General features: G+C 67.4%; 23 protein-coding genes and 1 pseudogene. 12 read left to right on the forward strand and 12 right to left on the reverse strand.

Annotated elements, in window-relative coordinates:
* The first annotated feature begins 42 nt into the window (after positions 1-42).
* Together B1790_RS04590 and B1790_RS04595 are read left to right on the forward strand one after the other, a co-directional pair.
* The gene (locus B1790_RS04590; protein ID WP_079922029.1) at positions 43-1,047 is read left to right on the forward strand and encodes a TerC family protein; all 1,005 of its coding nucleotides are present in this window, start codon (positions 43-45) and stop codon (positions 1,045-1,047) included.
* Between the two features lie 9 nt (positions 1,048-1,056).
* On the forward strand, positions 1,057-2,517 hold the full coding sequence (locus B1790_RS04595) for an amidase (RefSeq protein ID WP_079922030.1): 1,461 nt from the start codon (positions 1,057-1,059) through the stop codon (positions 2,515-2,517).
* Here the strand turns inward: B1790_RS04595 and B1790_RS04600 are convergent.
* On the reverse strand, positions 2,460-4,085 hold the full coding sequence (locus B1790_RS04600) for an ATP-binding protein (protein WP_079922031.1): 1,626 nt from the start codon (positions 4,083-4,085) through the stop codon (positions 2,460-2,462). The two genes, B1790_RS04595 and B1790_RS04600, sit on opposite strands and share 58 nt — an antisense overlap.
* 122 nt (positions 4,086-4,207) lie before the next feature.
* Between B1790_RS04600 and B1790_RS04605 the strand changes: the two genes are divergently transcribed.
* On the forward strand, positions 4,208-4,561 hold the full coding sequence (locus B1790_RS04605; protein WP_079922032.1) for a response regulator transcription factor: 354 nt from the start codon (positions 4,208-4,210) through the stop codon (positions 4,559-4,561).
* Positions 4,562-4,568: 7 nt separating this feature from the next.
* On the opposite strand, the gene B1790_RS04610 is transcribed toward B1790_RS04605, so the two are convergent.
* Entirely contained in the window at positions 4,569-5,222 is a 654-nt protein-coding gene (locus B1790_RS04610; RefSeq protein ID WP_079922033.1) for a response regulator transcription factor, read from the reverse strand.
* 113 nt (positions 5,223-5,335) lie between these two features.
* Between B1790_RS04610 and B1790_RS04615 the strand changes: the two genes are divergently transcribed.
* A complete protein-coding gene (locus B1790_RS04615; protein WP_079922165.1) occupies positions 5,336-6,253 on the forward strand; it encodes an alpha/beta fold hydrolase in 918 nt (305 codons plus the stop codon).
* Here B1790_RS04615 and B1790_RS04620 read toward each other — a convergent pair whose 3' ends face one another.
* From B1790_RS04620 to B1790_RS04635, 4 genes are all read right to left on the reverse strand, one after another.
* Positions 6,254-7,483, reverse strand: a complete 1,230-nt coding sequence (locus B1790_RS04620; protein WP_079922034.1) for a S9 family peptidase — start codon at positions 7,481-7,483, stop codon at positions 6,254-6,256.
* Positions 7,484-7,618: 135 nt separating this feature from the next.
* The gene (locus B1790_RS04625; protein ID WP_079922035.1) at positions 7,619-10,075 is read right to left on the reverse strand and encodes an FAD-dependent oxidoreductase; all 2,457 of its coding nucleotides are present in this window, start codon (positions 10,073-10,075) and stop codon (positions 7,619-7,621) included.
* Between the two features lie 21 nt (positions 10,076-10,096).
* Entirely contained in the window at positions 10,097-11,020 is a 924-nt protein-coding gene (locus B1790_RS04630) for a choline kinase family protein (RefSeq protein ID WP_079922036.1), read from the reverse strand.
* 6 nt (positions 11,021-11,026) lie between these two features.
* The gene (locus B1790_RS04635) at positions 11,027-12,313 is read right to left on the reverse strand and encodes a competence/damage-inducible protein A (RefSeq protein ID WP_079922037.1); all 1,287 of its coding nucleotides are present in this window, start codon (positions 12,311-12,313) and stop codon (positions 11,027-11,029) included.
* Between the two features lie 144 nt (positions 12,314-12,457).
* On the opposite strand from B1790_RS04635, the gene B1790_RS04640 reads away from it, so the two are divergent.
* Entirely contained in the window at positions 12,458-13,150 is a 693-nt protein-coding gene (locus B1790_RS04640) for a DedA family protein (RefSeq protein WP_079922038.1), read from the forward strand.
* Here B1790_RS04640 and B1790_RS04645 read toward each other — a convergent pair.
* On the reverse strand, positions 13,065-13,316 hold the full coding sequence (locus B1790_RS04645) for a hypothetical protein (RefSeq protein ID WP_079922039.1): 252 nt from the start codon (positions 13,314-13,316) through the stop codon (positions 13,065-13,067). The two genes, B1790_RS04640 and B1790_RS04645, sit on opposite strands and share 86 nt — an antisense overlap.
* Before the next feature lie 165 nt (positions 13,317-13,481).
* Between B1790_RS04645 and B1790_RS35190 the strand changes: the two are divergent.
* Positions 13,482-14,291 (forward strand): annotated as a pseudogene (locus tag B1790_RS35190) (glycosyltransferase family 87 protein); the annotation flags it as partial.
* Positions 14,292-14,578: 287 nt separating this feature from the next.
* On the opposite strand, the gene B1790_RS04655 reads toward B1790_RS35190, so the two are convergent.
* Positions 14,579-17,362 carry a sugar-binding domain-containing protein gene (locus B1790_RS04655; RefSeq protein ID WP_369832287.1) on the reverse strand — a complete coding sequence of 928 codons (2,784 nt, stop codon included), beginning with the start codon at positions 17,360-17,362 and terminating at the stop codon, positions 14,579-14,581.
* A gap of 94 nt (positions 17,363-17,456) precedes the next feature.
* Positions 17,457-18,200: a glucose 1-dehydrogenase gene (locus B1790_RS04660; protein ID WP_079922042.1), complete on the reverse strand. Its 744-nt coding sequence runs from the start codon at positions 18,198-18,200 to the stop codon at positions 17,457-17,459.
* A gap of 100 nt (positions 18,201-18,300) precedes the next feature.
* Here B1790_RS04660 and B1790_RS04665 point away from each other — a divergent pair, with 100 nt between their 5' ends.
* Positions 18,301-19,377: a diacylglycerol kinase gene (locus B1790_RS04665; protein WP_079922043.1), complete on the forward strand. Its 1,077-nt coding sequence runs from the start codon at positions 18,301-18,303 to the stop codon at positions 19,375-19,377.
* A 7-nt stretch (positions 19,378-19,384) separates the two neighbouring features.
* On the opposite strand, the gene B1790_RS04670 is transcribed toward B1790_RS04665, so the two are convergent.
* Together B1790_RS04670 and B1790_RS04675 are read right to left on the reverse strand one after the other, a co-directional pair.
* On the reverse strand, positions 19,385-19,828 hold the full coding sequence (locus B1790_RS04670) for an ATP-binding protein (RefSeq protein ID WP_079922044.1): 444 nt from the start codon (positions 19,826-19,828) through the stop codon (positions 19,385-19,387).
* Positions 19,829-19,871: 43 nt separating this feature from the next.
* Positions 19,872-20,225 carry an STAS domain-containing protein gene (locus tag B1790_RS04675; RefSeq protein WP_079922045.1) on the reverse strand — a complete coding sequence of 118 codons (354 nt, stop codon included), beginning with the start codon at positions 20,223-20,225 and terminating at the stop codon, positions 19,872-19,874.
* Between the two features lie 251 nt (positions 20,226-20,476).
* Between B1790_RS04675 and B1790_RS04680 the strand changes: the two genes are divergently transcribed.
* A complete protein-coding gene (locus B1790_RS04680) occupies positions 20,477-21,259 on the forward strand; it encodes an HAD family phosphatase (RefSeq protein WP_079922046.1) in 783 nt (260 codons plus the stop codon).
* On the opposite strand, the gene B1790_RS04685 is transcribed toward B1790_RS04680, so the two are convergent.
* Positions 21,196-21,828 carry a fatty-acid--CoA ligase gene (locus tag B1790_RS04685; RefSeq protein ID WP_079922047.1) on the reverse strand — a complete coding sequence of 211 codons (633 nt, stop codon included), beginning with the start codon at positions 21,826-21,828 and terminating at the stop codon, positions 21,196-21,198. The two genes, B1790_RS04680 and B1790_RS04685, sit on opposite strands and share 64 nt — an antisense overlap.
* 232 nt (positions 21,829-22,060) lie before the next feature.
* Between B1790_RS04685 and B1790_RS04690 the strand changes: the two genes are divergently transcribed.
* From B1790_RS04690 to B1790_RS04705, 4 genes are all read left to right on the forward strand, one after another.
* Positions 22,061-23,194, forward strand: coding sequence for a nitronate monooxygenase (locus B1790_RS04690; RefSeq protein WP_079922048.1), 1,134 nt, complete (start codon positions 22,061-22,063; stop codon positions 23,192-23,194).
* 105 nt (positions 23,195-23,299) lie between these two features.
* Positions 23,300-23,869: a TetR/AcrR family transcriptional regulator gene (locus B1790_RS04695; RefSeq protein WP_079922166.1), complete on the forward strand. Its 570-nt coding sequence runs from the start codon at positions 23,300-23,302 to the stop codon at positions 23,867-23,869.
* Positions 23,859-26,096 (forward strand): molybdopterin-dependent oxidoreductase, encoded by a 2,238-nt coding sequence (locus B1790_RS04700; protein WP_079922049.1) that lies wholly within the window; start codon positions 23,859-23,861, stop codon positions 26,094-26,096. Before B1790_RS04695 ends, B1790_RS04700 begins: the two co-directional genes overlap by 11 nt.
* Positions 26,097-26,134: 38 nt before the next feature.
* Positions 26,135-26,941 (forward strand): family 16 glycosylhydrolase, encoded by an 807-nt coding sequence (locus B1790_RS04705; protein ID WP_079922167.1) that lies wholly within the window; start codon positions 26,135-26,137, stop codon positions 26,939-26,941.
* Positions 26,942-26,951 lie beyond the last annotated feature (10 nt).

Consider the following 26,951-nt stretch of genomic DNA (forward strand, 5'->3'; position numbering starts at 1 on the left):
AGACCTCGGCCGTAGAACTACGTCCGGAGGCAGTCTCAGCCCATGCAGGTCACTCAAATCGAATGGATTGTCACGCTCGGCGTGACCCTGGCGGTCCTCCTATTCGACATCATCTTCATCGCCCGCAACCCCCACGAGCCGACGTTCAAGGAATGCGCGATCGCGCTCAGCTTCTACGTGGGTCTGGCGATCGCGTTCGGCGTCTGGGTCACGTACTTCCACGGCACCCAGTTCGGGGTGGAGTTCTTCGCCGGCTGGCTGACCGAATACAGCCTGTCCGTGGACAACCTGTTCATCTTCCTGATCATCATGGCGAGCTTCAAGGTGCCGAGGAAGTACCAGCAGGAGGCGCTGCTGATCGGCATCATCCTGGCGCTGATCTTCCGCGGCATCTTCATCGCGCTCGGCGCCGTCGCGATCAACCAGTTCTCCTGGATCTTCTACGTCTTCGGCGCGTTCCTGGTCTACACCGCGATCACGCTGGTCCGCGACACCGACCACGACGACGACGCCGAGAACGGCGTGGTGAGGTTCGCCCGCAACCACCTGACGCTGACCGACAAGTGGGACGGGCTCAAGCTGTGGATCAAGGAGGACGGCAAGCGTCTGATGACGCCGATGTTCCTCGTGATCGTCGCGCTGGGCACGACCGACCTGCTGTTCGCGCTTGACTCGATTCCCGCGATCTACGGGCTCACCAAGGAGCCCTACATCGTGTTCACCGCGAACGTGTTCGCCCTGATGGGTCTGCGCCAGCTGTACTTCCTGCTCGGCGACATGCTCAAGCGCCTCGTGTACCTGTCCCAGGGCCTCGCATTCATCCTGGCCTTCATCGGTGTGAAGCTGGTGCTGCACGCCCTGCACGAGAACGAGCTGCCCTTCATCAACGGTGGCGAGCACGTTGCGGTGCCGGAAATCCCGACGCTGGCCAGCCTCGGCGTCATCATCGTGACCCTTGTCATCACCACCGCCGCGAGCCTCTACAAGACCCGCGTAGTGGACAAGAAGCCCGAGACCGCCGAAGAAACCGCCGAAGAGACCAGCTAGCCGCCGCCGATGGACGCCCAACAGGCCAGCGAGTTGGCGTCGGTCGACGCACTCGGTCAAGCGAAGCTCGCCGCGTCGGGTGAGCTGACCGCCATCGAACTACTCGACGCCGCCATCACCCGGCTCGACGCGGCCCGCGGACTCAACGCCGTCGTCGCCGACCTCTTCGACAGGGGTCGGCGGCAGGCCGCCGCGCTTGACGCCTCCGGTGCACTACGCACCGGAGAGGTGGGCCCGCTGGCCGGAGTTCCGTTCCTGCTCAAGGATCTTGGCGCCTCGCTGGCGGGTGCTCCGGAGGTGATGGGCTCGCGGGCGTTGCGGGGTTACGTGCCGAACGAGTCGTCCTGGGTCGTCGAACGGTATCTGGCCGCCGGCCTCGTGGTGTTCGGCAAGACCAACACCCCCGAGTGGGGAAACCACTGCACCACCGAGCCGTTGGTGTTCGGTCCCACCGTGAACCCGTGGTCACCGGACGTCACCCCCGGCGGCTCCAGCGGCGGTTCGGCGGCGGCCGTGGCGGCAGGCGTCGTGCCAGCGGCATCCGGCGGCGACGGCACCGGGTCCATCCGGGTACCGGCATCGTGCTGCGGATTGGTGGGCCTCAAACCACGTCGCGGCCGCAGCTCGTTCGCCCCGGACGGCGGCCAGGGAATGGAGGGGCTGGTCAACGGGCACGTACTGACCCGCACCGTCCGCGACAGCGCCGCACTCCTCGACGCGATCACCGGATCCGCCACCGGCGATCCGTATACCGCGCCGCGTCCCGACACCACCTTCCTGGCGGCAATCACTCAGCAGCCGAACGGCATTCGCATCCTGACCACAACGGACTCGCCGTTCCCCGGCGGGCCGACACATCCGGAGGTAATCGCCGCCGTCGACGCGACGGCCACCACCCTTGCCGCCCTCGGACACCACGTCGACCAGGGCCAGCCCACGTTCGACCCAGACGCGGTCGCCGATGCGATCGCCGTGCTGCACACGGTCAGCAACGCGCAGCTGCACGCGTTCGGCAAGCAGGTGCTCGGCCGCGAACCAGAAGAAGACGACTTCGAGCCCAGCAGCTGGGTGATGATGCGCGAGGGCTTCACCACGACGGGTGTCGCCTACGCCGAGGCCATCGGCGCCGTGCACGCGCAGACGCGTCGCTTCGCCGCCGGAATGGCCGCCCACGACGTGCTTTTGGTGCCCACGCTGCTGACTCCCCCGCCGCCGTACGGGCTGCTGAACCAGCCACGCGGAACGACGAGGGCGTTCTTCGACGTCGAGTTCGCCACGACGGGCTGGACGACGATGGCCAATGTGACCGGCTGGGCGGCCATTTCGCTTCCGCTCGGGGTGACGTCGACCGGTCTGCCGATCGGTGTCCAACTGATGGCACCCGACGAGACCGTACTGCTACGTCTGGCCGCTCAGCTCGAGACGGCGACGCCCTGGTCGGGCCGGCGACCCGGCGCCTGGGTCGGCTGACCGACCGCCGCACGTTCTGGTTCGTCGGCGGCAGCCACGGGGAAGGTCGCCGTCAACGTCGTGCCCTCGCCGACGGGGCTCGACACCTCGAGCCGGCCCGACACCGCCTCGACCCGGTCGCGGAGTCCGATGATCCCAGATCCGTCGCCGTCTGAGGTGGCTCCCCCGACGCCGTCGTCGCTGACCTCGATGCACAACGCGTCGCCGATTAGACCCACCCGGATGGTGATGCCAGAAGCCTTGGCGTGCTTCGCGGAATTCGTCATCGCCTCGGCGACCACGTAGTACGCGGCCACCTCGACGGGTTCGGGGAACCGCCTGTCGAGGTCGACCCTCACGCTGGCCGGGACCACCGAACGACGGCCGAGTGCCCGAAGCGCCGGCCCGAGGCCACCCTTGGACAGGATGGCCGGATGGATGCCGCGCGACAGTTCCTGGAGGTTGGTGTAGAGGTCCGCCAGGCCGTTGATGACGTTGTCGAGTTGCTTGCGGACGGTGAGGTCGTCCGACGGCACGGATGCCTCGATGGTGCGCAGGCCCAGACCCAGCGCCACGATGCGTTGCTGCGCGCCGTCGTGCAGATCGCGCTCGAACCCCCGCCTGGCCTGGTCGGCCGCCGCCACGACGCGCGCCCGGGACGCCTTCAGCTCGGCCTTGGTCTCCGCGTTGGAGATCGCCGTCGCGACGAGATCGGCGAAGTCGCAGACGCGTTCCTCCGTCCCGACCGGCATGGCGCCGGCTCTCACCGAACCGACCATCAACGCGCCCCTGGGCTTGCCGTCGACGGTGACGGGAGCGCCTGCGCCCGAACGCAATCCGAGCCCACGCATGCGGACGGCGATGGTGCCGGTCAGCTCCGAGTAGTCGTCGATACGCGCGGTGCTGCCGGTGTTGCGGATTCGGCTGGTGATGCTGTCACCGTCGATCGGCAGCCGCTCCCCCACCTCGAGGATCTCGCGGCCGGGCCCGTCATGCGCCGCCAGCACGGTGCAGTTGTCGTCGGCGTCGAAGCGGACGAGCGTGACGTGGTTGACGTCGAGGCCGCGCGCCAACTCGGTGACCGTCACCGGATACACCGCGGCCGGTTCGGCGCCACGGGCCACCAACGTCGCCACCCGTCGCAACGCGTCCTGCTGAGTGGCCAGGGCGGCGGCCTCGCGGCGACGCTGCTCGGCTTCCAAGGCACGTAGTCGCGCTTGCCCGGCCAGCACGTTGGCCAGCAGCGCCACGGGTAGGAAGACGGTCAACGCGGCGGTCACGCCGTCGAGGTGGAAGGACAGATAGACCAGGGCGCTGGCGATCGAGGTCGCGATAGCCAAGCCGAAGCCCCAGCCCGCCGAGATGACGAGCACGCCGAGCAAGAAGATCGCCCCAAAGGCGTTCTCGGGGGCCACCCTGGTCAGGTACAGCACCACGAGCGTCTCGGCCGCCAAGAAGCCGACGGAGACCACGATTCCCCAACCCAGCGGCCGCGCGGTCGGGCGCAGGAACAACGTGAGGAGGCGGCTGGGAACAAGGCGAAACCAGCCTTCCTGCTGGTGGTCGGCCGTCGAAAGTCGCTCGTTCATCGCACCGGATGCTATGCCCTCACAGGAAACTTTGCGTTCACAGGGAAGTTTCCGGCTAGCAGCAATGCCGGACGGGTACTCGCCTGACAAGCTCGTCTCATGATGTCCTCCAGGGGTGCGCAATGCGTTGTTTGATAGTCGACGACAGTGCCGACTTCCGTGACGCCGCGACCGACATGCTCGGCCGCGCGGGAATCGACGTCGTAGGCGTGGCGTGCACGGCCGAGGAAGCGTTGGCCCGATACGCGGATCTGCATCCGGACGTCACCCTCGTCGACGTCGAATTGGGCGGCGAGAGCGGATTCGACGTCGTCGAGCAACTGCACGACGCGGACGGTCCCACACCGTCGGTGATCCTCATCTCGACACACTCGGAACAGGACTACGCCGAGATGATTGCCGAGAGTTCGGCGCTTGGCTTTCTGGCGAAGTTCGCGCTGTCACCGAACGCGATCAGGGGCATGCTGGCTCGGTGACTCGCCGTCACAGCGAGTCGAGATACATGATCACCGCTCGGACCCGACGGTGTTCGTCATGGGTCTCTGGCAAGTTCAGCTTCGTGAGGATGCTGCGCACGTGCTTCTCGACGGTGCCCTCGGTCACCCAAATGCGGCCTGCGATACCGGAATTCGACAGCCCCTCGGCCATCAACGTCAGGACCTCACGTTCGCGGGTGCTCAACGCCTCCAACGGGTCGTCGCGCCGGCGAGCCGAGACCAGTTCCTGAACCAGCGCGGGATCGATCACTGACGCCCCGCCCGCGATCCGGCCCGCGGTCTCGACGAAGTCGTCGACGTTGGTGATGCGGCTCTTGAGCAGGTACCCGACCGAGTGACCGCCGGCCAGCAGCTCCATGGCGTGTTCGACGTCGACGTGCGCCGACAGCACCAGGATCGCGATGTCGGGCCACTGTTCGCGGATGGACTTCGCGGCGTCGAGGCCCTCGGTGTCGTGCGACGGCGGCATCCGGATGTCGGTCAACACCAACCCCGGTTGACGGTCGCGGACCATGTCGAGCAGCTCGACGGCGTTGCCTGCCTGGCCGACCACCTCGAAACCCGATCGGGTCAACAGGCTGGCAAGTCCCTCACGAAGGAGGACGTCGTCGTCGGCCACCACCACGCGCACAGCATTCATCAAGGATGATTCTTGCACCCCACGCCCGCACGACGAACTCCACGCCCGTCACGGTGCCGAATCCGCGGGCCGCGGCAAACTTCCGCCCGAAACCCGCGTGCGACACTCTCCTGATGGTTCCGTCAATTGCACGTCCCAAGCTGGAGGGCAACGTCGCCGTCGGGGACGACCGCCAGATCGGTTTCGCCGAGTTTGGTGATCCGCTGGGCCGCGCCGTCTTCTGGCTGCACGGCACCCCCGGCGCCCGCCGCCAGATTCCCGTCGAGGCGCGGGTCTACGCGGAGCGCAACCACATCCGGCTGATCGGCGTCGACCGACCCGGCATCGGCTCGTCGACCCCGTTCCAGTACGAGAACGTGCTGGCGTTCGCCGACGACCTCAGGACCATCGCCGACGTCCTCGGCATCGACAAGATGGCGATCATCGGTCTGTCCGGCGGCGGGCCCTACACCTTGGCCTGCGCGGCGGCGATGCCCGACCGCGTCGTGACGGTAGGCGTGCTCGGCGGCGTCGCCCCGGCCGTCGGGCCGGAGGCCATCAGCGGCGGACTGATGTCGTTGGGATCGGCGATCGCCCCCTTCATGCCGGTGATCGGGCTGCCGCTGCGACTTGCGGCGGTCGGGTTGATCCGCATGATCAAACCCCTCGGCGAACGCGCGGTGGACATGTACGGCCGGGTATCCCCCGAAGGTGACCGGCGTCTGCTGGCCCGTCCCGAATTCAAGGCGATGTTCCTCGACGACCTGCTCAACGGCAGCCGCAAGCAGATGGCGGCGCCGTTCGCCGACGTCGTCGTCTTCGCCAAGGACTGGGGCTTCCGCCTCGACGAGGTCAAGGTGCCGGTGCGCTGGTGGCACGGCGACAAGGACCACATCATCCCGTTCGCGCACGGCGAGCACGTGGTGGCCCTGCTACCCGACGCCGAGTTGTACACGCTGCCCGGCGAAAGCCATCTCGCCGGTCTCGGCTACGCCGAGGAGATCCTCGACCGTCTGGTGGCGTTGTGGGACGACCTCGAGCCGGGTGTCTGACTACGTCTGCGCGGCGGGAGCCTGAGCTCGCCCGAGAATTCGGTCGATCCAGTCGAAGGCGTATCCCTCGAAGAGAGTGCTGCCCAACCCTTCACAGTGCCCGCCCGCACCCTCGGCTTCGCTGAACGTCGTCAGGCGTCGCTCGCACCTCAACTTGTCGAACAGCAGCTCACCCTGCGCCGCGAAGTCACCCTCACCCTCGGTGAGCAGAGTCGGGCACTTGATCTTGCCTGCGGCGTCCTCCAACGTGAAGGTCAGCTGCTTGCGGAGGAAGTCGCCTACGGTCGCCGTCCCCATCGCCGCCATGCGCGAGCCGTACCACTCGACGTTGCGTGGGCCGTCGACCGCCTTCTCGAGCTGGGCATCGAGTTCTGCGTCACGGGCCAGCAGCCGCGCCAGGAAGTCGTCGGCATCGTCGTGACCCAGGGTCTTGGCGAATGCGCCGATCCGCGAAGCGAAGTCGTACTGCCCGGGGTCGGCCACCAGGGCAGCCACCCTGGACTCGAACGCCGTCGCCCGGGGGCCGAGATACCCGCCGAAGGAGCGGCCCATGACGATGATCGCGTGCGGGTGCACGCCGTCCTGTTGAAGCAGCCAGTCGAAGGCCTCGGCGAACGGCACCTCGAAGTCGGGACGGAAGGTGCGCCGGTGCTCGTAAAGGGTGCCGCCCTGCCCGGGACCTTCGAAGACGAAGAAGTTGTACCCGCGCGGCAGCGCCATGTAGCCGGTGGACACGTAGCCCGCCTCGGCGGTCGAGTCGAATCCGCACGGCGCCAGGATCGTCGGCCGTGGCGTGTCGGCATCCGCGGGACGAAACAGGTAACCGGTCATCGTGACGCCGTCGTACGGGATCTCGACGGTCGTGGTGTGGCAGTCGAGCAGGGGCAGCGCCGCACGGAAGGCGAGGCGATGCCGGCGCCAGGCTTCCTGTAGTCGCTCGTCGTCGATGTCGTGGCGGATGAAGAAGAACGCCTGGCGCCAGTATTCGGACGCGCGCAGGAAGGCCTTGCGGGCCGTCACGACGTGCCCGCCGCGCAGGGCGTCCTCGGCCAGCGTGTTGGCCACCTCGGCGGTCGCCGACCATTCGGAGTACCAAGAGTCGTAGTCCCCGTCGACCACTCGGCCTGCGGTCGTCATGACTTCGCCGAGGTCGGCGGCATTGGCCGAGACTGCGATCATCGTCCGCCCCAGCTGGGCGTCCATCTCCGTGTCGTCGAGCAGTATCTTCACTAGCCGTTGATTCCCATCTGCGGACCTTCGTCGGGAGTACCCATGTTCAGACCGTCAAACTGACGATTTCGTGAACCCCGTCCCGTCACCGGCGACGAGCCTATCGTCGGCAGCGCCTCGGGCGTCGTCCATCCCTCAGCGAATCCGCGTGTTGGACGGGTCGTACAGGGGCTTGAGGGACACGGTGACGGGGTGCAGCACCCCGCCGACGTTGACCTGGTATAAGCCGGCGTCCACCCACGTGGCGTCGACCTTCTCCTGGTCACCGGACCGCACGTAGGCAAGGCCGACGCACGCACCCGTCGTCTCCGCCCACGCCGCTGAGGTCACCTGGCCGGCGACCTCACCGTTGCGCAGGATCAGTTCACCGCCCCAGAGCATGGCGTCGGGCGCGTCGACGCGGAAGCCCACCACCCGGCGCCGCGGCCCGTCGGCCTTGGCCTTCTCGAGCGCAGCCCGACCCAGGAAGTCGACGTCGGTGGCCAGCTTGCAGGCGAACAGCAACCCGGCCTCGACCGGATTGTCGCCGGGGGTCAACTCGCGGCCGAACGCCCGGTAGCCCTTCTCCAACCTCAACGATTCGATCGCGTAGTAGCCGCCGCGGACCACCCCGAACTCGGCGCCCGCGGCCATCAGATCCTCGTACACCCCGACCGCGAACTCGGTGGGAACGTAGAGCTCCCAGCCGAGCTCCCCCACATACGTGATGCGAGTGGCGCGAACTTCTGCGTAGCCCAGGCTGATTCGCTGACTGGTACCGAACGGGAACGCCTCGTCACCGAGGTCGGCGTCGGCCAGGATGGCCAGCAGGTCCCGCGACCGAGGTCCCATCACGCCGAACACCGCGAGCGAGGACGTGACGTCTACCAACTGAGCCCGCGCGCCGGCGGGCAGGTTCCGAGCGATGTGGTCCTTGTCCCGCTCGGTCGTCGCGGCGCTGCTGACGATGAGGAATTCGTCGGCGGCGGTGCGGGTGACGGTGACGTCGGACTCGTAACAGCCGCGGTCGTTGAGCATGCCGGTGTAGACGCACGACCCCACGTCGACGGCCATGTCGGCGGTGCACAGCCACTGCAGCGCCGCCTCGGCGTCGGGTCCGGCCAGGAGGTACTTCGAGAAGGACGTCTGGTCGAAGACCGCTACCGCGGTGCGGGTGGCGACCTGCTCGGCGGCGGAGTACGGCAGCCAGTTCTGCTTGCCCCAGGAGTACTCGATGATGGGCTCGACCCCCTCGGGGGCGAAGAAGTTGGCCCGCTCCCAACCCATCCGGCTGCCAAAGTTGGCTCCTGCCGCGACGAGGAGGTGGTGCACAGGAGAGCGACGGAACGGCCGCGCCGTCGTCATTTCCCGGTTTGGCCAAGGGATTTCGTAGTGCAAGCCGAGCACCTCGGACACCCGGTCGTGCAACCACCTGGTGTTGCCGTTGAACGGCGCGAACCGACGCACGTCGACGCTGGTGAGGTCCGTCGTCGGCGACCCGTTCGAGATCCACTCGGCCAGTGCGCGTCCCGCACCACCGGCGGAGGCGATGCCGACGGAGTTGAAGCCCGCGGCGACGAAGAAGTTGGCCACCTCCGGCGCCTCACCGAGGATGAACTGGTTGTCCGGGGTGAAACTCTCCGGGCCGTTGTACAGCTTCTTGAGCCCGGTCTCCTCGAGCACGGGGATCCGCAACAGCGCGTTGTCCATCAGGATCTGAAAGTGCTCCCAATCTTCTTCCAGCAGTTGGAATTCGAAGGGGTACGGGATGGCGTCCGGGCTGACCCACGGCTTGGCCTCCGGCTCGAAGCCGCCGATGACGAGGCCGCCGACCTCCTCCTTGAAGTAGGTGTAGCCGTCGGGGTCCCGCAGGATCGGCATGTCCGGGTGCACGCCGACGATGGGCTCGGTCACGACGTAGAAGTGCTCGGCCGAGTGCAGCGGGACGTTCACACCCGCCAGCGAACCGATCTGCTTGGCCCACTGGCCCGCACAATTGACGACGATCTCGGCCTCGACGTCGCCGAGATCCGTCCGTACCCCGGTGACCCTGCCACCTTCGGTGTTCACGCCGACCACCCTGGTGCGCTCCATGATTCGAGCACCCCGCATTCGGGCGCCCTTGGCCAGCGCCTGGGTCAGATCGGACGGATTGGCCTTGCCGTCGGCCGGCAACCAGATGGCCCCGACGAGGTCGTCGATGCGGATCACCGGATAGTGCTCGAGGGCCTCGAGCGGGGTGAGCAGCTCGCACTCCAGGTCGAAGGCCGCGGCGTTGGCGGCGGTGCGACGCAACTGGATCATCCGATCCTCCGTGCGTGCCACCGTCACCCCGCCGCACTGCTTGTAGCCCGCCGTCAACCCGGTCTCGGCTTCGAGCTCGCGGTAGAGCTCCGTCGAGTACTGCACCAGCCGGGTACCGCTCTCCGAGGCGCGCAGCTGACCCACCAGACCCGCGGCGTGCCAGGTGGTTCCGCAGGACAGCTGGCCCTGTTCGAGAAGCAACACGTCGGTGATGCCGAGCTTGGTCAGGTGATAGGCCACGCTGGTGCCGATCACACCACCGCCGATCACTACGACCCTGGCGCGACTGGGCAAGGTGTTGTCGCTCATCGGTTCGTCTCTCCCATGGTGTCAGTCCCCGGTCCTGGCGTCGTCGAGAAGGCGGGTGAAGTCTGGGCCCTTGAACTCCTCGACGGCGTTGTCGTAGCGTTCCATCGCCCACTCCCAGAAGTCGAATTCAAGTGTGCTGCTTCCATTTTGGATGCATCCCCACAACGTCCAGCCGTACTGGGAGACGGTGCCCTGGAGCCGTGCCCTTGCCAGTTCGTGACGCGTCGTGCGGCCGTAGTACGCGGTGACCAGCTCCTCGAGTTGCTCGAGGGACAAGCCGTTGTCGCGCCAGATGTTTCCGAGCTCGAAGGTGGGGTCGTTGTTGCCCGAGTACTCGTAGTCGATCAGCCAGATCTTGTCACCGTCGAGGACGAAGTTTGCCGCCAGCAGGTCGTTGTTGCACGGCACCGACACCCGATCGGGATGCGCGAGCGCCGCCTGAATCGACTCGAACTGGCCGGCGAAGTCCAAATATCCCGCGGGGAGCCTAAATCCGTGTGACTCGACGATTCTCAGGTACGCCGACTGTCGCGCGAACATGTCGAAGTCGTTGCGGAACCGCGGCCCGCCGTGCAGGGTCCGGCACGCCACGGCGGCCTTCGCGATGACGCCCTCGCGCGCGAAGTCTTCCTTGGTCAGCGTCACACCGTTCAGGTATCCGATGAGCAGGATGCCGAGGTCGGGACGGTAGTCGACGACGGGTGCGCCGACGCCGGCCTCCTCTGCTGCTCGGGAGTTGAAGTGCTCGTCGTCGCGGTCGATGGCCAGCAGCTCCGATGAGCTACCCGAGCACCTCGCCACGTACACGCCGTCGGAGGTGGTGATCTTCACGTTGCGGTTGGTGAGCCCTCCCTCGAGGTCCTCGACCACCCGCTCCCGCCCCGCGAGCACCGGCAATCGATCCAGACGATCGTTGAGCTCGGAGTCGCTGAGCGAGAAGGGCATCGGCGTTCAGTCGGCGTCGCCGGATGCCACGAGGATGCGCCGTAGCAGATGCATCGCGACGGTGGTGGATCGCTCGCGGACGTCGGATCGGTCGCCGGGCAACAACAGCGTCCTGGTCAGTGTCGGCCCCTCGGCGAGGCGGACGCAGAAGCAGACGGTGCCCACCGGCTTCTCGGTACTCCCCCCGCCCGGGCCCGCGATCCCGGTGATCGCGACCGCGGTGTCGGCGCCGAAGCGGTCCAGGGCACCGGCCGCCATGGCCTCGGCCACCGGTTCCGACACCGCGCCGTGGGCTGCCAGCAGCTGCTCGTCCACGCCGAGCAAGTTCGTCTTGGCGTCGTTGGAATAGCTCACGACACCGCCCGCGACGTACGCCGACGAGCCGGCCCGGTCGGTGAGTCTCGCGGCAACCATTCCCGCAGTGCAGGATTCGGCCGTCGCGATCGTCCGGCCTGCCAACAGATCCGCGACCTGGTCGTCCACAAGGGCGCCGTCGGTGGAGAACAGCTGCGCCCCATGTCGTTCACGCAACAGTTCCAGCAGGGCGGCGTAGACGTCGGCGGCGTCGGGTTCGTAGCGGGTGACGATCTCCAGTTCACCGCGTCGCAGACAGGTGGTGATCTCGAGCCGGTCGAAGCCGGCGATGCCGACCTCGCCGTCGCGCAGGGTCTCGGCGAGTGCCGATTCGGGCAGCCCGAACATGCGGACCGTGGCCTGGACGAACTCCGTGCGGCCGGCGATCGCCGCCTGCACCCCGACCGTTCCAACGGCCTTGTCCCACATGGGTTGTAGCTCTCGCGGCGGGCCGGGAAGCACCACCACGGTAGGGGTGCCGGGCACGACGACGCCGGGGGCCGTTCCCACCGGGCCAAGGATCTCCGCACCGGCAGGCACCATGGCCTGCTTGCGGTTGGCCGCCAGCACCGACTCGAAGTCGACGCCGTTCCAGGACTGCGAGCGGCTCATCATGTTCTTGAGGATGTCGGCGATGGTCGCCTCCAGCGCCGCGTCCAGCACCAGGTCCCGACCGCAGAACTTCGCCACCGTCGCGACCGTCATGTCGTCGGCGGTGGGGCCGAGCCCACCGCTGGTGACGATCAGGTCGACACCCTCGTCGGCGAGGAAGCGCAGCTGCGCCTCGATGTCGGACGGCCGGTCTCCGCAGATCGTGACGTGCGCCAACTCGACGCCCAGTTCCAGCAGCCGGTCGGCGAGCCAGGGACCGTTGCGGTCCTGAACCCGACCGGTGAGGACTTCGGTTCCGGTGACGACGATTCCCGCGCGTGCGCTCACGGGGTATGACACTACGACCCCAGACCGCATTCGGTTCTCCGACGGTGTGGTGTGGCGGTCGGGCGCCGTTGGCCCTGCGGCAATGTCCGGCGGCTACCGTCGGCGGCCGTGACGACCTTTGTGGTTGCTGCCCTGCCCGCCCTCATGGACCCGATGTACTGGCTCGGTCACGACGGCATGTTCGGCTCGGCGGTGCTGCCGGGCGTGATGCTGATCGTCTTCCTCGAGACGGGGCTGCTGTGCCCCTTCCTGCCAGGGGACACCCTGCTGTTCACCTCGGGTCTGCTCGCGGCGCAAGACGGCGCACCCGTGGAGATCTGGACGCTGGCGCTTGGCACCACCGCGGCTGCCGTCGCGGGCGGCCAGGTCGGATACCTCATCGGGTGGCGACTTGGGCCCGCGTTCTTCAGGAAGGAGGACGCGCGGATCTTCAAGAAGCGCTACCTGGCCTCGTCGCACGCGTTCTTCGCCAAGCACGGCCGCAAGGCGATCGTGATCGGGCACTTCGTCGGCGTGGTCCGAACGTTCATGCCGGTCGTCGCCGGCGCGTCGGGGATGCGGTACCGCGTCTTCCTGGCCTACGACGTACTGGGAGCGGCGGCCTGGGGCGTCGGGCTCACCGTCGTGGGCTTTCACCTGGGCAACGTCGCGTTCGTCAGCACCCACCTCGAGCTGATGGTGGTGTTGATCGCAGTGCTGTCCACGCTGCCGGTGGCCGCGTCGGTGGTGCGGGCCTGCCTGGCGCGGCGGCCTAGCGGGCCAGCCAGCCCTTCACCGTGTCCAGATCCCTCGAGTACGTCTCCAGATTGTCCTCCTGGAACCGGGATGCGCCGCTGATCGCGTCGTCGCCCCGCCAGATGACTCGGACCCGGGTCTGGCCACGCAGGTAGATGTCCACGCGGTCGTCGATCCTGCGGTCCCAACCGGCGGCGGCGGTGATCTCGGCGAGTTCGGACCGTAGGTCCGTCGTGGTCGTCGCCGGCCCCTCTTCGGATGAACTCATGGGGACATCCTCCCGGTAGCGCTGCAGACCCGTGCGGCCACCCCGACTTTCAGGAAGTATCCAGCCAGCCTCAGTAGCTTCGCCTCGATGTCGACGAAGCCGAACGCGTGGGTGCGCGTCTACGGGCCGGTGGTCCTCCTCGTGGCGCTCGTCGCCTACGCGGGGATGTATCTGCGGTGGCCCGGCCTCGCCAGCCAGGTCGACCTGCTGGTCTACCGGTTCGGAGCGGGACGGGTCCTCGCAGGCCAGGATCTCTATTCAGTCGGGCTGACGGGAAACCCGCGCACATTGCTGTTCGACTACACGCCCTTCGCGGCGATGTGTTCGCTTCCGCTGACCCTCGTCACGGCGCCGGCGGCGCAGGTGATCGGACTCGTCGTGAACGCCGCGCTGCTGGTCTACGTCGTCCGGCGCACGCTGGTCCGGCTCGGGGTGACGACCTCGACCGGGTTGTGGAGCTTGGGCGCGCTGCTAGTGGGCTTGCTGTGCTGGCTCGAGCCGGTGCGGTTGTCATTGCAGCTCGGGCAGGTGAACCTGCTGATCCTTGCCGTCGTGGTGGCCGACCTGCTCGGGCCGGACACGCGCAGGTGGGCCGGTGTCGGCATTGGTCTCGTCGCCGGCGTGAAGCTCACCCCCGCCCTGTTCGTCGTCTTCCTGGTGCTGACCGGGAGACGACGCGCCGCGGTGGTGGCGACGGTGACGTTCGCGGCCACCGTGGTTCTCGGGTTCCTGGTGCTGCCCCGCGACTCCGGCTACTTCTGGCTGCGCGGCGGGTTCGACGACGTCGCCCGCATCACCAGCGATCCCGTCGCGAACACGAGCTTGAAGGGGTTGTTCGTCAGGATGCACCTCGCCGGGGTGCCGACGGTTGCCATGACCGCCGCGCTGGCGGTCGCCGCGTTGGCCGTCGCGGTGCTGGCGTGGCGGCGGGGTCAGGCGGTGCTCGGGGTTGCCGTGGTGGGGATGGCGTCGGCCGCGCTGTCGCCGTTCAGTTGGAGCCATCACTGGGTGTGGGCGGTGCCGCTGATGGTTCACCTCGGGCATCGCGCGTACGTCGTGGGCAGCCGATCGGCGGTCGTCGCGTTGTGGCTCTCCTGGGGCGTGTTCGCCGGCTGGGTGGTGCGGACGACCGGTGACACGCCGGAGACGGGTCTGTTGTCGCTGCGTCCGGGAGGATGGTGGGACGTCGTGATCCCGGCGGCCTACCTGGCGGGCTTCGTCGTCGTTTTGGTCGGCACCGCGTGGTGGTTGCGCGGACGGCCCTACGAGATCGGCGCGACCACGGGTGCGGAGTTGTACCCGGTGACCCGAACCCAGTCGGCAGGAGCCGAACCGCTCGGCAGCGTCGCGCGGACGTCGACCGTCTCGCCGGGGAACACCGTCACGTAATTGTCGTCATAGGTGATCGGAAGGACCTCGTCGCCGTCGCGGGTCGCGGTCACCTCGGCCCGCTCGAAGAAGGCGACCTGCTTGGTCGGGTTGCGCAGTGAGATCACCACGTCGCCACCTGATCGCGTCGCCGACACGGTCAGCGGCACCTTCGCCATGGTGTTGAGCGGGGTCATGTCGGCCCAGGTGTCCTGGTGAAGTTCGAAGGCGAAGTCCCCGTCGGGATCTCCGACGTCGTCGTTGCGCTGGGACTGCCAGTACACGTTCTCGTCGACGACCTTGCCCGACGCGTCGAGCACCTCGCAGCGGACGAAGAAGACCCGGGAGTCCCTCGCTTCCCGCGGCAGGGTGACGGCCCGCGCGGTGCCACCCGAAGGCACCGCGAGAGCGGCGCTGGTCTGGTCGTCGCGGAGCTTGCCCTGCAGGTCGTACACCCTGACTCGGACGCGGACGTCCTTCGCCTCGTCCGGCGTCTGGTTGACCAGGGTGACGTTGGCCCGACTGCGGTCCCCCGTCGCGTAGGAGTCGAAGACCGCGGACAGTGGCCGCAGGCCCTGCTTGGCTCCGAAGTACGCGCCGCCGGGGCGCAGGTAGTAGTCGAACAGGTTGCCGAAGAAGGACGGCCAGTGGCTGTTCAGCATCCAGTAGATCGTCATCTTGTGCCCGGCCCAGCCGAGGGCGGCAAACGACTCGAACTGGGCACGAGTGGACTCGTAGTGCGCAAGCTGGGCCTTGCGGGCGAACTCGTAGGCGCTGCCCGAGGACCCGTAGCGGCGGTTGACGGCCAGTTGGGTGCTGGTCAACCGTTCGTTGTCGGGGTTGGAACCGGCGTGGAAGTACCAGTAGTCGTTGATGGGCCACAGCTTGTCCGGCGGGATGAACTGCTGCAGGCTCGCGAACGGCGGGATGTGCTCGTTGTCGCCCTGTTCGGCGGAGGCGCCCCTGGCCGCGCGGTACTCCCCGCTGAACCAGTAAGACGGCGGTCGCCACGTGTACGGTCCCGCCATCTGGATGCCGTCCCACAGGCGTTTGCCCGTGTCGTCGGTGACGTAGGACGACACCGTGTCGACGACGGCGTTCTGCCAGTGCAGGTCTCGCAAGATTTGGTGGTAGTCCGCGCGGACCTTGTCCGGTGGCCGCCCGTCGCTGGCGTTGGCCCAGACGGACGCCGAGGCGTGCGAACGCAGCATGGTGATCTGCGACCTCAAGCTGTCCCTGGCGACGCGGTTGTCCTCGTCGTCCCACTGCGGCCACTTCTCCCACTGGTTGCAGCACATCCAGCCGACCATCAGGGGGATGCCGAGCTCGTCGGCGACTTCGACGAAGCGCTCGTCGGGGATCTTCGACTCCAGCCGCAGCATGTTCAGCCCGAGGTCGCGAACGTAGGACAGGATGGCGTCCTCGCGGCCGGGGTCGTAGGCGTACAACAGATCTGGGGTGTACGTGGCGCCGCGCACCAGGAAGTCGCGACCGTTGACCTGCAGGTAGAAGCTGCCGCCGGTGCCCAGCTCGGGGAAGCGTTCGTCGTCGTCGCGGAACTGCGAGATGGTCCGCACACCGAAGCGTTGGTGGGTTTCGTCGACCGCACTGCCGAACTGGCGAAATTCCAGCCGCAGGTCATACAGATTGGGTGCGCCCATCGTGTAGGGCCACCACAGATCAGGATGGTCGACGGTGAGCTGACCGAAATCGCTTGGGTCGAAGCTGACTTCGCGCTGTTCGCCGGCCGCCAGGCTGACCGCCTTTTCGACCACGACGTCCGGCTTGCCAGGGCGACTGATGGTGCCGCGGACGACGCCTCGGATGCGGTCGTTCGACGAGTTCCGCAGGGTGGTGAAGATGGACAACCGCGCGGAGTCGGTGTTGGGCAGCGGCAGTTCGGTGTTCACCGTGGCGGCCGCGATCGTCACCGCGCCGGACATCCGCAGCGTGACGGGTTTCCACACGCCCGCGTTGCGGTCGGCGACGAACGAGTTTCCGTTGCCCGGATTCTTGTTCGGCCCCTGGTAACCCAGGTAGTTCCAGTTGATCCAGTCGAACCAGCTGTCGGCGAGCTCGACCCCGTCGACGTCCTGCAGCGACCGCTCCGGCGTCACCTTGACCGCAAGGGTGTTGGGCTGACCCGGCCGGATCCATCGGGTGACGTCGAGGTCGTGGTCGACGTACATGCCGACGATCTGCCTGGCGTCGGCGACCAGCTGGCCGTTGAGCCAGATCTCGGCGCGGTAGTTGATCCCGGGAAAGTTCAACTGGTACGAGCGGTGTCCCGCCTCGGCGTCGAAGGTGGTGCGGTACCACCAGTCCTGCTTCCACAGGTCTTGCGGCACCTCGTCGAGGAGGTTCTTGCCGTAGTAGAGATTTGGATACGTGCCGTCGTCCTCGAGCGCTTGCAGCACGGTGGCTGGCATACGGCGAACGTCGTGCCACTTCGCATTGCGATAGGCCGGGAGCGAGATCGCCGAGCCCTCGTCGGTGACCTCCCGCGCCGATGCCAGCTGCCAACCGTCGGCCAGCACGACGTCCTTGGCAGGCGGTTCCGGCCGGGCAAAGCGGGGCACGTCGCCGACGCTGAGGACGAGCAGAACGAGGAGAACCACGAAGCCCAGGACGGCGGTGCGGCGCATCGAGGGCGCGATGGGGCTACTCCGTCCTGGCATGGGGGCACGTCAGGTGACGTGGGGATCCCTCATTGTGCCTGCCGACCGGCGGGAGGGCCGAACGCGTCGACGATCCGCAGCTCAGGCGGCTGCGCTAGAACAGGTCCTTGTGCGGCACATCGGTCACCAGTCCTCCGTCGACCACGAACTCGGCGCCCGTGGAGAACGACGACTCGTCGCTGGCGAGGAAGACGACGAACGTCGCCACCTCGTCGCATTCACCGGGACGGCCAAGTGGCGCGGTGACCATGTCGTCGGGGAAGTGCTTCGTCATCGGCGTGCGGATGAAGCCGGGGTGCAGCGAGTTGACCCGAATGTTGAACTTGCCCAGTTCGATCGCCGCGGACTTGGCGAGGCCGCGGACGGCCCACTTGGTCGCGACGTACGGGTGCACCATCGGGGCACCGCGGAGGCCCTCGATCGAGGACACGTTGATGATGGAGCCACCGCCGGCGGTCTTCATCGCCTCGACGGAGGCCTGCATGCCGAGGAAGGTGCCGGTGAGGTTGACGTCGATGACCTTTTGCCACTTGACCATGTCGAAGCTGCCGATCTTGCCAAGCGCCACGATGCCGGCGTTGTTGACCAGAACGTTGAGCTTGCCGAAGTCGGAGACCGCGGTCGCGACGGCGGCGTCCCACTGGTCGGCCTCGGTGACGTCGAGGTGGACGTAGCGCGCGGATTCACCGAGCTCGTCGGCAAGAGCCTTGCCCTCCTCGTCGAGGATGTCGCCGATGATCACTTTTGCGCCCTCGGCCACCAACATCCTGGCGTGCGCGGCACCCATCCCCCGCGCCCCGCCGCTGATCAGTGCAACTTTTTCGTCCACGCGTCCCATGACGGGACAGGCTACCGCATGGCCCCTTCGAACTAGAACCTGTTCCAATTCCGACCTTGGGACCGCATACTCCCAAGGCATCCATCGTGAGGAGAAACGAATGGCGATACGCGTCGCACTCATCGGCACCGGGAACTGCGGCAGCCTTGCACTCAAGCAGCTGATCACCGACGAGCGATTCGACCTGATCGGAGTTTGGGTGTCCTCCGACGCCAAGGTTGGCAAGGACGCGGGCGAACTTGCGGGGCTCGACACGTCCACCGGTGTCCTCGCGACGAACGATCTCGACGCGATCATTTCCGACCGACCGGAGTGCGCCGTCTACTGCGCGATGGGCGACGTTCGCCTCAAGGAGGCGATGGCCGACGTACGAGTGTTGCTCAGCGCCGGCGTCAACGTGGTCGGCTCGGCGCCTGGCGTGCTGCAGTACCCATGGCAGGTCATTCCCGACAAGTTCATCGAACGCGTGGAAGATGCTGCTCGAGAAGGCAATTCAAGTGTCTTCATCACCGGTGTCGACCCCGGATTCGCCACCGACCTGCTGCCGTTCGCGTTGGCGGGAACCTGCCAGACCATCCAGCAGATCCGCACCATGGAAATCGCCGACTACTCCACCTACGACGGCGTCACGGTGATGTTCGACGTCATGGGCTTCGGCAACCCGATCGGCGAATTCCCGATGCTCTTCCAACCCGGGGTGCTGAGCATCGCCTGGGGCACCGCAATACGACAACTCGCAGCCGGCCTCGGGGTCGAGGTCGACGAGATCAGGGATTCCGTCGAACAGGAACCGGCACCGGAGGACCTCGACGTGGCGGCCGGGCACATCGCCAAGGGCACCGTCGCGGCGCTGCGCTTCCAGATCGAAGGCATGGTGGGCGGAAAGCCCGTCATCGTCGTCGAGCACGTGACCCGGCTGCGCGCCGACCTGCGGCCAGACTGGGCGCAGCCCGCGCATCCGGGCGGCTCGTATCGGATCGAAATCACCGGCGAACCCTCGTACTTCGCCGACATCGTGCCCACCAGCGCGAACGGCGGCGCGCCGTATGCGGCGATCCTCGCCGCCGCAGCCCGCATCGTGAACTCCATCCCCGACGTGATCGCCGCAGCCCCAGGCATCCGCACCACCCTGGACTTGCCGTTGCCGACGGGCAAGGGCGTGGTCGTCCTCGACTGAGGATGCGTCAGCGCCGACGGATGCCCGTCCACACCAGGCGAACGGTGGTGCCACCGGTCGACGTCTGAATCGACGCCCGATCGGCCAACGCCTTCATCAGGGCGATCCCCCGGCCGCGACTGCGGTCGGGCGGGGACGACGGAGCCGTCCTCCACTGCCCTCGATCCGCCACGGTGACCGACAGCGCCGAGTCCGAGGGATCGTGCGCAGCGCGGAGGTCCATGGTGCCGACGCGCCCCATCGCGACGTACGCGAACTCAGCGGTGTTGGCGAGTGCTTCGTATATCGCGAGGACCAGATCGTTGGCCTTGTAGGAGTCGATGTCGAAGGTGCCTTGCAACCACCGGGAGAAGTCGTCGCGAGTTTGCGCGGCCGCTCCGGGGTCGGCAGGCACGCCTACCCGCTCGAAGCGCTCTGCGCTGGGGGCCGTCTTGGCAAGTGAGTCGATCATCTCAACGAGGCTGGTACCCAATCGATCGATCGACTATGCGTGCTCACGCCGTAAAGGTCGCGAGCGCCTCGTCCAGAGTGGCGTGCAACGGCATGATGTCGGCAATGCCGACCAGCTTGAGGGGCCGACTGGTGGCAGGTCCGTCGGCAACGATCAGGATGTCGACGCCCTCGGGTGCGGCGTCGTGCGCGGCAACGAGGACCCCCATGCCCGCCGACGCCAAGAACTCGACGTCGGTCAAGTCCACGACGAGACCCGCGGGCGACTTGGCAAGCGCCGCGGTGATGGCGTCCTCGAGTTGAGGCGCCGTGATCATGTCGACGACACCCGAGGTGGCGATGACGGCGACCTGTCCGACCAGTCGTTCGTTGACTACGCAGGTCGAACCCGGTGCCATCGAAGTGCCGTCAGTCGTTTCCCGTTGTTCGTTCAAAGCCCGTCTTCCATGTTCAACCGCGACAAGAGTTGCGCGGCGCCGTGATTCTCGTTCACAGGGGGCTCCGGCTGAACCCCGTCTGAATTTGAAACCGCCACGTCGAACCTATCCGATGGGTGGTCCATCGTCCCTATCAGCCGGGTGGTTTGCCCTCGTGCCCACGGGGGCCTTGGGGTTCCGGCGGCTGCCACCACCTGTATACCTGGAATGAAATGAACTCCGACGAGTCCGTGGCGCATCTGCTCGAGGAGATCGCCGCCGCCCCGCCCGGCGAGGGTGTCGGCGCCTTCTTCGACCTGGACGGCACGCTGGTGTCCGGATTCACCGCGACCGCCCACGCAGGTCATCGGGTGCACGCCCGGCAGGCCAGCATCGGTGAGGTGCTCGGAGTCCTTGAGGCGTCGCTGCGGTACCGGCTGGGGCGAATGGAGTTCAAACGGCTGGTCGTGCGTGCGGCGGGCTATCTGCGGGGCGATTCGATGGCCGAACTCGACGAGCTCGGCGAGTACCTCTTTCGGCGCCACATCGAACACAGGGTCTACGCCCAGATGCACGACGTCGTCCGCGCGCACCAGGATCGCGGCCACACCGTGGTGCTCAGTTCCTCGGCGTTGACGATCCACGCCGAACCGGTCGCCCGCTTCCTCGGCGTCGACGACGTGATCTGCAACCACTTCGAGGTGGACGACGACGGGCTGCTGACCGGCGGCATCGTCGCCCCGGTCGTGTGGGGTCGCGGCAAGGCGGCAGCGGTGACGCGGTTCGCCGAGAGCCGCGGCGTCGACCTTCGACAGAGTTACTTCTACGCCGACGGCGACGAGGACGTGGCCCTGATGCGGGTGATCGGCCATCCGCGGCCGGTCAATCCGAGGACCCGGTTGGCCGCCGAGGCGGTCCGCATGGGATGGCCCGTGCTGCGGGTGGGGGTCGGTCAAGGACGGCGTGGGTCGATGCGCACCAGGCTCTGGAACCGGCCGACGAACACCGGCGGATAGGCGCCGACACCGGCCCTCGTCAGCCATTCGGCGGCCAGTTCGGAGTTCTGCAGCCAGTGCTGAGCGTGCTCCTCGTCGTCGATCTGCAGCAGCATCATCACTTCGAGTGGGTTGTCAAGAGCGCTGAAGACCGACAGCCGACGGACGCCCGCGCGGCTCATCTCGTCTCGGGTGTCCCTGACGTGGTCGCGCAGTATCTCGAGGTCACCCACCGGTGTCACCATCGACACGACGACCCCCGGGACGGTGTCCGGGGAGCCCGCGCCGAGTTCCAGCCGCTCGAACAGTTCGCCCGCGAAGACCGCCGGGATGTCGTCGACTCCGATCGCGTCGAACCACTCGAAGAGGACGCGGGAATGGAGGATGTCGAGCAGTGGCTCACGGGCGTGGAGCGCGATCACGACCAGGACGCGCTCCGGATCGGTGGTCGAGGCGTACACCAGCACGTGGTGGGCTCCGACGTCGAGCAGGGCGGGAGCGCGTCGCTCGAGCAGCGGCCCGACGCGTTCGGGGTGCGAGACCCGATAGTCCGACGCCAGCACCAGCGAGTGGTCGAGCCAGTGCGTCATGGCCGGTCCTTCGCGATTGGGGCACTCCGGCGATCTCGCATGTCGAAGATCGTCGAGACTACGGAAGGCGACGCAGTCTGGGCCCCATTTCGTCAACAACCGCAGTCTCGACGAAGCATTGGCGAGCCGATTGCGCCCGGTCGCCACTGAAACCGTGGCAAGGTACTAAACTAGAACACGTTCTAGTTCACCCCCGTCGTCCTTCGGGGCCCCACTTCGAGGAGCACCAGGCATGCACACCCCACTCTGCGACCAACTGGGCATCGAGTTTCCGATCTTCGCCTTCACCCACTGCCGCGACGTGGTCGTCGCCGTCAGCAAGGCCGGCGGGTTCGGCGTCCTCGGCGCGGTGGGCTTCAGCCCCGAGCAGCTCGAGGTCGAGCTGAACTGGATCGACGAGCACATCGGCGACCACACCTATGGCGTCGACATCGTTATCCCCAACAAGTACGAGGGCATGGACTCGAACCTGTCCGCCGACGAGCTGGCGAAGATGCTGGTCGACATGGTGCCGCAGGAGCACCTGGACTTCGCCAAGAAGATCCTTACCGATCACGGGGTTCCGTTGACCGAGGAGGACAACGAGAGCACGCTGCAGCTACTCGGCTGGACCGAGGCGACGGCCACGCCGCAGGTCGAGGTCGCCCTCAAGCACCCGAAGATGACGCTGATCGCCAATGCGCTCGGCACCCCACCCAAGGACATGATCGACCACATCCACGCCGAGGGCCGTAAGGTCGCCGCGCTGTGCGGGTCGCCGAGCCAGGCACGCAAGCACGCCGACGCGGGCGTCGACGTCATCATCGCCCAGGGCGGCGAAGCGGGCGGACACGCCGGCGAGATCGGCTCGATCGTCCTTTGGCCGCAGGTGGTCAAGGAGGTGGCGCCCGTTCCGGTGCTGGCGGCCGGTGGCATCGGAAGCGGTCAGCAGATCGCGGCCGCATTGGCGCTCGGCGCCCAGGGCGCCTGGACCGGGTCGCAGTGGTTGATGGTCGAGGAAGCCGAGAACACGCCTGCGCAGCAGGCCGCCTACGTGAAGGCAGGCAGTCGCGACACCGTGCGCAGCCGCTCGTTCACCGGCAAGCCGGCCCGCATGCTCAAGAACGACTGGACCGACGCCTGGGAGAACCCGGACAACCCCAAGCCACTCGGCATGCCGCTGCAGTTCATGGTGTCCGGACTGGCGGTGGCCGCGACGCACAAGTACCCCAACGAAACCGTCGACGTCGCGTTCAACCCGGTCGGCCAGGTCGTCGGCCAGTTTTCGAAGGTGGAACGCACCTCCGCCGTCATCGAGCGATGGGTGCAGGAGTACCTCGATGCGACCGGCGTGCTGAACGACCTCAACGAGGCTGCCGGCGTGTAGCCGCGGTACATCACTCGACACTGCACTCAGGGCTGCGATTCTTCGTGAATCGCAGCCCTGAGTGCATTCTCGACGCGCCGCGCCCTATGTATGATGCTCTACATAATGGCGACTCCCCGCGAACGCATGATCTCCTCGACGGCGCTTCTCATCCGCGAACGCGGCGCCCACTCGACTGCCATCTCCGACGTTTTGGCACACAGCGGGGCGCCCCGCGGCTCGGCGTATCACCACTTTCCCGGCGGACGGACCCAGCTTCTCAGTGAAGCCGTCGACTTCGCCGCCGACCACATCGCGGCCCAGATCTCCAGCACCGCAACCGGACTCGAGCTCCTCGACACCGTCGTGACCAGATTCCGCGACGCCCTGGTCGAATCGGACTTCCGTGCCGGCTGCCCCGTCGTCGCGGTGGCCGTGGAAGCCGACAACGGACCGGTGCTGGATCGCGCCGGCGCGGCCTTCACCCGGTGGATCGACCTGATCGCCGAACGCCTCGTGCTCGACGGCGTCGCCGAGCCCCGCGCGCGGGAACTTGCGGTCTTCCTGACCTCCTCGATCGAGGGCGCCGTCGTGATCGCCAGGGCGATCCGCGACGTCGCGCCATTGGATTCGACGCACCGCCAACTGGCGGCGCTGGTGCACGCCGAGATGGGGAGTACCCGAGATGACCGCTGACTGGCAGCCGACCGCATGCATCCTCTGCGAGTGCAATTGCGGGGTGATCGTCCAGGTCGACGACCGCAAACTCGTCAAGATCCGCGGCGACAAGGAACACCCGGCATCGCAGGGCTACACCTGCAACAAGGCGCTACGACTCGACCACTACCAGAGCAGCGGCAACCGACTGACCTCGCCACTGCGCCGTCGACCCGACGGCAGCTACGAGGAAATCGACTGGGACACCGCCGTTGCCGAGATCGCGCAGGGTTTCGCCGCGATCCGCGACGAGCACGGCGGCGACAAGATCTTCTACTACGGAGGCGGCGGCCAGGGCAACCACCTCGGTGGCGCCTACAGCGGAGCGTTCCTCAAGGCCGTCGGCTCGCGATACCGGTCGAATGCGTTGGCGCAGGAGAAGACTGGCGAGCACTGGGTCGACGCACAGCTCTATGGCGGGCATACCCGTGGCGAGTTCGACCATGCCGAGGTGTCAGTGTTCATCGGCAAGAACCCGTGGATGTCGCAGAGCTTTCCGCGCGCCCGGGTCGTGCTCAACGACATCGCCAAGGATCCGACCCGCTCGATGATCGTGATCGACCCGGTGGTCACCGACACGGCGAAGCTTGCGGACTTCCACCTGCGCGTGCGGCCGGGGACCGACGCGTGGTGTCTGGCGGCCCTGGCCGCGGTGCTGGTCCAGGAGCAACTCTGCGACGAGGCGTTCCTCGCCAAGCACGTCACCGGCGTCGAGGCGGTCCGCGAGGTGCTGGCCGAGGTGCCGATCGGCGAGTACGCCCAACGGTGTGGCGTCGACGAGCAGCTGCTGCGTGCGGCATCCCGTCGGATTGCCCGCGCGGCAAGCGTTTCGGTGTTCGAGGATCTCGGCATCCAACAGGCGCCCAACAGCACGCTCTGCTCGTATCTCAACAAGATGCTGTGGATCCTCACCGGCAACTTCGCCAAACGTGGTGCACAGCATCTGCATTCGTCGTTCGCCCCGCTCTTCAGCCCTGCCGGCGTCGGCCGCACTCCGGTCACGGGCGCCCCGATCATCGCGGGGCTGGTGCCCAGCAACGTGGTGCCGCAGGAGATCCTGACCGATCACCCCGACCGCCTCCGCGCGATGATCGTGGAGAGCAGCAACCCGGCGCACTCGGTCGCGGACTCGGCCGCGGTGACCGAGGCGCTTCGATCACTCGAGCTGCTCGTCGTCGTCGACGTCGCGATGACCGAGACCGCCCGGCTCGCGCACTACGTGCTGCCCGCGGCGAGCCAGTTCGAGAAGCCCGAGGCGACGTTCTTCAACCTCGAGTTCCCGCACAACACCTTTCACCTGCGCCACCCCGTAATGGAGGCGCTGCCGGGCACCCTGGCCGAGCCGGAGATCTGGGCGAGGCTGGTCCGGGCGCTTGGCGTGGTCGACGACGCCGAGTTGACACCTCTGCGCCGGGCGGCCGCCGAGGGGCTCGACGCCTACGCGCAGGCGTTCCTGGTCGCCGTCGGCGCCAATCCGCAGCTGGGCCGGGTGCTGCCGTTCGTGTTGTACGAGACGCTCGGGCCGGCACTTCCCGAGGGCCTGGCCGGCGCGGCGGCCCTGTGGGGTCTGGCGCAGAAGACGGCCATGACCTACCCGGCGGCCGTCCAGCGCGCCGGGCACGCCGACGGCAACGCCCTGTTCGAGGCGATCCTTGCCGAGAAGTCCGGCGTGACGTTCACCGTGCACGAGTACGCCGACGACTTCGCGTTGATCTCCCATCCCGACCGCATGATCTCCGTCGAAATCCCCGAGCTGCTCGACGACGTCCGAGCCTTGCGGTCCGCACCGACGGCGCTCACCAGCACGGAGTTTCCGATGGTGCTCTCCGCCGGGGAGCGGCGCGCGTTCACCGCCAACGACATCCTGCGCAATCCGAGTTGGCGCACGCGCGACGCCGACGGCGCGCTGCGGATCAGCCCCCAGGACGCGAGCGCGATCGGGCTGGCCGACGGGGGTCGCGTCAGGATCACGACGGCGGCGGGCACGGCCGAGGCCACCGTGGAGATCACCGACACCATGCTGGCCGGGCACGTCTCGCTGCCCAACGGCTACGGAGTCGACTACCGGGAGGCCGACGGCTCGTCGACCTCACCTGGTGTGGCGCCCAACGCCCTGACCTCCACCGACTGGCGGGACGCCTACGCGGGCACGCCGTGGCACAAGCACGTTCCGGCCCGGGTGGAGGCGGTCGCCGGACTCGGCTGACTTGCACCCGGCGCGACCATGCGACTTACATGGTCGACATGCCTGAAATGGATCGTCGCCGGATGCTGATGACGGGGATCGGCGTGCTCGGCGCCGCGGTCGCCCTTCCCGGAGCCACTGCCCACGCCGCTCCCGCGCCGGTCAAGTACCTGTTCCGCGACGAGTTCGACGGCCCGGCCGGCTCCGCGCCCGACGCGTCCAAGTGGGAGACGGCGACGGAGCGCGAGTCGATGGAGGACCCGACGTTTTGGGAGCTCCCAGGCAACGTCGGGCAGTACCGCGACGACCGGCGCAACGTCTTCCTCGACGGCAAGTCCAACCTCGTCTTCCGCGCAGCGAAGGACGGCAACACGTTCTACAGCGGGAAGCTCTTCGGCAAGTACCGCGGGCCGATCGGAACCACCTGGGAGGCGCGGATCAAGCTGAACTGCCTCACCCCCGGTGCGTGGCCGGCCTGGTATCTGGCCAACAACAACCCCGTCAACGGCGGCGAGGTCGACATCATGGAGTGGTACGGCAACGGCAGCTGGGCGCCGGGCACCACCGTGCACGCCAAGCTCAACGGCGGCGAGCACTCGAGTCAGACCATCGCGGTCGACAGTGCGTGGCACACCTGGCGCGCCCAGTGGGACACCAACGGGATCCGCTTCTGGAAGGACTACGTCGACGGCGCGCAGCCGTACTTCGACGTGCCGGCGAGCGCATTGCCGGACTGGCCGTTCAACACCCCTGGCTACACGCTGTTCCCGATCGTCAACCTCGCGGTCGCCGGATCCGGTGGTGGCGATCCCTCGGGCGGCACGTATCCGGCGGACATGCTCGTCGACTACGTGCGGGTCTGGTAGTCCGGTCGGT

Source organism: Mycobacterium sp. AT1, assembly GCF_002043095.1.
In the GTDB taxonomy this organism is placed as follows: Bacteria; Actinomycetota; Actinomycetes; order Mycobacteriales; family Mycobacteriaceae; genus Mycobacterium.

Coding starts and splice junctions, on each gene's coding strand:
- B1790_RS04590 (WP_079922029.1), top strand. CDS start 43: ATGCAGGTCACTCAAATCGAATGGATTGTCACGCTCGGCGTGACCCTG.
- B1790_RS04595 (WP_079922030.1), top strand. CDS start 1,057: ATGGACGCCCAACAGGCCAGCGAGTTGGCGTCGGTCGACGCACTCGGT.
- B1790_RS04600 (WP_079922031.1), bottom strand. CDS start 4,085: ATGAACGAGCGACTTTCGACGGCCGACCACCAGCAGGAAGGCTGGTTT.
- B1790_RS04605 (WP_079922032.1), top strand. CDS start 4,208: ATGCGTTGTTTGATAGTCGACGACAGTGCCGACTTCCGTGACGCCGCG.
- B1790_RS04610 (WP_079922033.1), bottom strand. CDS start 5,222: ATGAATGCTGTGCGCGTGGTGGTGGCCGACGACGACGTCCTCCTTCGT.
- B1790_RS04615 (WP_079922165.1), top strand. CDS start 5,336: ATGGTTCCGTCAATTGCACGTCCCAAGCTGGAGGGCAACGTCGCCGTC.
- B1790_RS04625 (WP_079922035.1), bottom strand. CDS start 10,075: ATGAGCGACAACACCTTGCCCAGTCGCGCCAGGGTCGTAGTGATCGGC.
- B1790_RS04630 (WP_079922036.1), bottom strand. CDS start 11,020: ATGCCCTTCTCGCTCAGCGACTCCGAGCTCAACGATCGTCTGGATCGA.
- B1790_RS04640 (WP_079922038.1), top strand. CDS start 12,458: ATGGACCCGATGTACTGGCTCGGTCACGACGGCATGTTCGGCTCGGCG.
- B1790_RS04645 (WP_079922039.1), bottom strand. CDS start 13,316: ATGAGTTCATCCGAAGAGGGGCCGGCGACGACCACGACGGACCTACGG.
- B1790_RS04655 (WP_369832287.1), bottom strand. CDS start 17,362: ATGCCAGGACGGAGTAGCCCCATCGCGCCCTCGATGCGCCGCACCGCC.
- B1790_RS04660 (WP_079922042.1), bottom strand. CDS start 18,200: ATGGGACGCGTGGACGAAAAAGTTGCACTGATCAGCGGCGGGGCGCGG.
- B1790_RS04665 (WP_079922043.1), top strand. CDS start 18,301: ATGGCGATACGCGTCGCACTCATCGGCACCGGGAACTGCGGCAGCCTT.
- B1790_RS04670 (WP_079922044.1), bottom strand. CDS start 19,828: ATGATCGACTCACTTGCCAAGACGGCCCCCAGCGCAGAGCGCTTCGAG.
- B1790_RS04675 (WP_079922045.1), bottom strand. CDS start 20,225: ATGGCACCGGGTTCGACCTGCGTAGTCAACGAACGACTGGTCGGACAG.
- B1790_RS04680 (WP_079922046.1), top strand. CDS start 20,477: ATGAACTCCGACGAGTCCGTGGCGCATCTGCTCGAGGAGATCGCCGCC.
- B1790_RS04685 (WP_079922047.1), bottom strand. CDS start 21,828: ATGACGCACTGGCTCGACCACTCGCTGGTGCTGGCGTCGGACTATCGG.
- B1790_RS04690 (WP_079922048.1), top strand. CDS start 22,061: ATGCACACCCCACTCTGCGACCAACTGGGCATCGAGTTTCCGATCTTC.
- B1790_RS04695 (WP_079922166.1), top strand. CDS start 23,300: ATGGCGACTCCCCGCGAACGCATGATCTCCTCGACGGCGCTTCTCATC.
- B1790_RS04700 (WP_079922049.1), top strand. CDS start 23,859: ATGACCGCTGACTGGCAGCCGACCGCATGCATCCTCTGCGAGTGCAAT.
- B1790_RS04705 (WP_079922167.1), top strand. CDS start 26,135: ATGCCTGAAATGGATCGTCGCCGGATGCTGATGACGGGGATCGGCGTG.